Genomic DNA, 4,973 nt, shown 5'->3' with positions numbered 1-4,973 from the left:
GGTTTACTTCTCTCAAATTTAGCTTTTGCCATTTTCTACCTTACCTCCAAATAATTTAATTTTATATTTATTTTCATTTGATTATAGCACATTTACCTTAAGAATGCAACTATAAGATTTTTCTTGCGTTAAAGGAATTTTATATTTTTTAATACATAAATAAAAATGACAGATATATCCATAATCTGCCATTTATTTATCTCATTTAATAATATTCATTTTTAGTGGTGCCGCTTGTCGGACTCGAACCAACCACCTGCTGATTACAAGTCAGCTGCTCTACCAGATGAGCTAAAGCGGCAACGTGACTATTATATAAATTTTTTATTGTTTTGTCAAGTAATTTTCAAAAATTATCTCACTTAATTACATCATTTTTATTTTATCCATATTTTTTTCAAACACTTTCTTATTATTATAAAAATCATTTTTATTTGCCTTTGCCAGTTCTGATTTTATATACCAGTTCTGATGTCTATTGTAATATAATATCTCTTCACTTGGCTTATTTTTCCCTTCAAAATTTTTATAATAAAAGTCAATTGCATCCTGTGTCCTATTTTCATTCAGATAATAACTTATTGCAAACCATCCCATTGTTAATTTATATGCCCATGCATGCTCATCAGAAATACGTGATTCCTCTGTTTTTACCTTATCATCACACATCTTCATAATAGAATTTAAAGTTGCAAGTGCTGCTTTTTCATCGTTTTTCATAACATTCCAGATTGCATCTCTTCCTATCACATATGTTACAGCAATTCTTGTAATTAAATAATCAGGATACTTCTCTTTAAGTTTTTCATAGTTTTTATCAAAAGATTCCATATCTCCTTTATTGGAATAATACATATTTGAAAAAAATAACTTTGAAACTTCATGAGGATTGTATTTTTCATAACGTTTTAAATTATTTAATTTTTCAGCATCACTTTTTCCAACTGCATTGTAAATATTTATCAAATTTTCTGACAGTACAAAATTTTTCTCATTCTTTTTTAGCAGTTTTTCACTTTCTAATACCACATTTCCTACTTTTTCCATATCAGGTTCAGCTGCTACATTGGTCATTTCTCTATCCAATTCTATTGTTTTTACTATTATTTCCTGTGAAATTCCCAATTTTGACAAATCTTCCCTTATCATTTCACTTCGGCTTTTTGCACTCATATTCATTACCGCAAGAATCCCCAATAATAATATTATTTTTTTCATAAGCACCTCTTTCTCTTATCATTTTAAAGTATTTCTTCTCTGATGTAAGGACATTTCGTTTTACAATTTTTGCAGATTATTTTATTATTTCTTCAAGATATGTTTCAAGCTGACTGTAGTTTTTCATTTTTGAAACTTTATCTATAAACTCATACTTTGTTATAAGTTCAAAAAGGTCATTCATTATATCTATATTGTCATTTTTATTTTTTGCCGCAAAGCTTAAAAATATATTGGCATTTCTTCCTTCAGGCAACGAAACCTTTTCATTAACTACAAGCAGGGAAATTCCTGTTTCAAGGACATTTTCAGATATTCCCGCATGAGGCATGGCAATCCCTTCTTCCAATACAATATAAGGTCCATGCTTTTCAACAAGTTCTATCATTTCCTGCACATATTCTGAAGTGACTTTTTTATTTGATACAAGTAAATCTCCAGATTGAAATATTGCTTCCTTCCAGTTTTCTGCCTCATCTATGAATTTCACATTTTCTTTTTTCAGTAATTTTTTCAATGTATATCCTGTCTTCTGAATATCATTTATAATTCTGTCTTCAAATTCATTTTTCAAACTGTCAATAAGTTTATGCCTGTCTTTAATTTCTGTATTATTTTCTATTATGGAAATTAATTTTTTTAAGGATACGCTCGTTTTATTTTTTTCTATACCATATTCTGCAAGCTTTTCAAAGTCTTCCTTCTGCATTACAGGATTAATTTTTATAATCGGAATTCCATAGGAAACTTCAAACTGTCTATGGATTTCTATCGTTGATAATATAAAATCAACTTCCTTATATGCCGGTATAAGATCATCTGCAAGATAATATGGAATTACATCAACTATATCCAGTTCATAGTTTTCCTTCAGGCTTTCTTCAAGTATTTTTGAACTTCCATATCCTAATCCGCAAATTAGCAGAACTTTCTTTATATTATTTCTCTTTGTTCTTTTAATTGAAGCCCTTACCAAATAAGCCATGGCAGCTAGTTCATATTCAGTAAAATTTATTTTAAATTCCTTCTCAGTTTCTTCTACTGCCTTTTTTACAATTTCAATATTTTTATCCTTATTTAGTATAAGATCCTTAAATACTGAATTTATTATCTGAATATCATTTTTTATTCTATATATTGAAAACTTCAGATTATCAATAAACCCTGTAATAAGTATTTTATCTTCCCTCAGGTTAAGATTTATCATATCACTGACTTTATCTATAATTCCTTCTGTAACAGCTTCCTCATTTATCCATTTATAAAATATATCATCCTTCAGTCCACTAATATTTATCCCCATGATCAAATCAGTAATCAAAAGAAGTTTAGCTTTCTTTGGACTTTCTTTCCTGTCATTTTCTTTAAATAATTTCCCTAAAATACGTTCAACAGCAAGATATTCTGGAGTATGAAAAAGAAAATTTCTTGTCAGAAGTTCTTCCTTATTGTCATAAAGTTCTTCAAAATTAATAAGCATTAAAATATAGGAAAATACTCTGTTATAATTTTCCTGGTGTATTTCTAATTCAAGTTCCTTCCCGATAAGTTCCAGAAAATCTCTTGTTATTTCCAAATTTTCATATTTTATATATCCGTAAAAATATTCCTCACTATGCCATGTTCCAGAATCTTCACTATTGAAAAAATCTCCTGTTTCCTTTAGTTCCCTAATAATGTTTTCTATTATTCCAACCCTTTTTACAAGAAGATCTCCTTTATTTCCTGTTAGTTTATACCCTTTATAATTTTCATAAATCAGTTTTATCCCGTCTTTTTTCAGTTCTTCCGACATAATCTCCAGATCTTTTCTCACATCCGCTTTGGGTATTTCCATAGTTCCTGCAATATCCGACAGTTTCAGACCGCTTTCATCAAAATACAGAATCATTTTCAATATATTTAATCTTTCATTTAACGACAGTTTTTCACAATTCATTTTTTTCACCTTTCATTTTGTACTGTAATTTAATTCAATAAAATATTACCACTTAAATGAAAAAAAGCAAATTCTTTTTTATGATTTCTCTTTATAAATTTTTCACAGATTAAAAGTAATCTTCGTATAATTTTCTTTTCTCTTAAATTATTTTCTTATTTCTGATTTTCACACAGCACATTTTTTATATCTTTTATTTTAGCTTTCCATGATTTTGTGTGAATTTTTTCAAGCAAATCCTTATCTATTTCTCTTTTTTCCCTTGTACGTTCTATCATTTTTTCTATTTTATCTGCCAATCTTAGTACAAATGCAGGCTTTTCCTCTTCCACAGCCTTATCTGTATCGTAAATTGTAGGCATATCAACATATTCTATAATTTCATCCACATTCAGTTCTTTTCCCAGAAGTTCAATCAGACCATCTATTTTTGTAGCCACTACCCTAAGACCACTTCCAAGCGCTTCAACAGCTATAAGCCCAAGCCCTTCAAAATATGAAGGCAGTATAAATATATCTTTTGTTCTCATTATATCTGCCAGTTCTTTCTGGGATACAGCATTGTAAACTTTAATGTTTTTAGAATCCCCTATTTCTTTTTTTATTCTTTCCCTGTTCTGGTCATTTATATTTCCTATCAGCTCTATAGTTATTCCGCTATCTGTTTCCTCCAGTTTCCTAAATGCCTTAATTAATTCATAAAATCCTTTGGAATCATCAAATTTCCCTGCGTATACTAATTCCTCCTTTTCCTTTTTTGGATATTGTTCCAGAGGATAGAAAATTTTCTCATTGTATCCTGCACCTATATCTATTATTTTTTTACTATCTATTCCAAAAACTTCTTCAATATCTTTAAATTGCATATTACTTAATGCCAGGACATTGTCCACATCCTTCAGGTAGTGTATGTGCTTATCTTTCAAATGTACATTTTGCTTGGCCTGTCTTATATCTGTATTATGGCACACTGCAATTACCCTCTTATCTGCAAACACTTCCCTTACCATTGAGGAAAGTATCCACAAATGGTGTGTCAGCACCACATCAGGATTGAATTTTTCCTTTGCGAGATTTAATTGTTTTAGAAATTCACTTTTCCACTGGTCAAACATTTCGTCAGTCATATCATGATAAAGTGTGTTGGGATAAGGCATAATATCACTCATTCCTACTATTGGAAAAGGAATGTTTTCACTTTCAAAAACTACTTCAAACTGTTTTTCCTTGTCTAATATATTTATATCATACTCATTTGTAACACCATAAATACACGCCTGTTCTATATCCCCATATTCTTTCAGTCCTTCAATGACATTTGTAAAATAAACTCCACTTCCTGTTTTTACAGGCAATTGTGCCAGCACATGCAATACTTTCATTTATTTTATCCTCCATTCTTTTTATTATATCAATTTTTCAAATTTATTCTTTTTAAACTCTTTACTTTAATTATAACATATATACAAAGAAAACGGGATTTTTTAGAATAAAATCTATTTTAATCCCGTTTCTTATTTTTAAGTATTAATTTTATTTATAACTAACTAGAAACTAAATCTCAGACCAGTTGTAAATACGTTATTTCTTCCTTTTTTCTCTATCTTTCCATCGTAGTTTACATACCATGCAAATCCTGGATTTACTTCTGTAAGAACTCCTGCCCCTACCCATGTCTGGTTCTTTGACAGCCCTATTCCTTTTACTGTAAACTTGGCATTTGACAGTCCTGTATATGCCGCTTCAAAGCTCAAATCCTGTTCCTTGAATGCCCTCTGGTGAGTTACATACGCCTGGAATGTACTCTTGCTTCCAT

4 protein-coding genes and 1 tRNA gene are annotated in these 4,973 nt (G+C 29.7%); all 5 read right to left on the bottom strand.

What is annotated here, in order from left to right:
- Positions 1 to 225 precede the first annotated feature (225 nt).
- Positions 226 to 301 (bottom strand) — tRNA-Thr (locus HMPREF1984_RS06320).
- A gap of 65 nt (positions 302 to 366) precedes the next feature.
- Positions 367 to 1,218 (bottom strand): hypothetical protein, encoded by an 852-nt coding sequence (locus tag HMPREF1984_RS06315; protein ID WP_021767102.1) that lies wholly within the window; start codon positions 1,216 to 1,218, stop codon positions 367 to 369.
- A 76-nt stretch (positions 1,219 to 1,294) separates the two neighbouring features.
- On the bottom strand, positions 1,295 to 3,157 hold the full coding sequence (locus tag HMPREF1984_RS06310; protein WP_051314482.1) for a transcription antiterminator: 1,863 nt from the start codon (positions 3,155 to 3,157) through the stop codon (positions 1,295 to 1,297).
- A 155-nt stretch (positions 3,158 to 3,312) separates the two neighbouring features.
- Positions 3,313 to 4,539, bottom strand: coding sequence for a glycosyltransferase family 4 protein (locus HMPREF1984_RS06305; RefSeq protein ID WP_021767100.1), 1,227 nt, complete (start codon positions 4,537 to 4,539; stop codon positions 3,313 to 3,315).
- A 165-nt stretch (positions 4,540 to 4,704) separates the two neighbouring features.
- A partial coding sequence (locus tag HMPREF1984_RS06300) for an autotransporter domain-containing protein (RefSeq protein ID WP_021767099.1) occupies positions 4,705 to 4,973 on the bottom strand: 269 nt, incomplete at its 5' end.

Origin of the sequence: Leptotrichia sp. oral taxon 215 str. W9775, assembly GCF_000469505.1 — a bacterium.
GTDB lineage: Bacteria > Fusobacteriota > Fusobacteriia > Fusobacteriales > Leptotrichiaceae > Leptotrichia_A.
Note: the sequence above shows the minus strand (reverse complement) of the source record. Positions and strands in the feature narration are given on the sequence as shown.

Excerpts from the sequence above, each read along its gene's own strand:
- HMPREF1984_RS06315 (WP_021767102.1), bottom strand. The coding sequence starts at position 1,218 with ATGAAAAAAATAATATTATTATTGGGGATTCTTGCGGTAATGAATATG.
- HMPREF1984_RS06310 (WP_051314482.1), bottom strand. The coding sequence starts at position 3,157 with ATGAATTGTGAAAAACTGTCGTTAAATGAAAGATTAAATATATTGAAA.
- HMPREF1984_RS06305 (WP_021767100.1), bottom strand. The coding sequence starts at position 4,539 with ATGAAAGTATTGCATGTGCTGGCACAATTGCCTGTAAAAACAGGAAGT.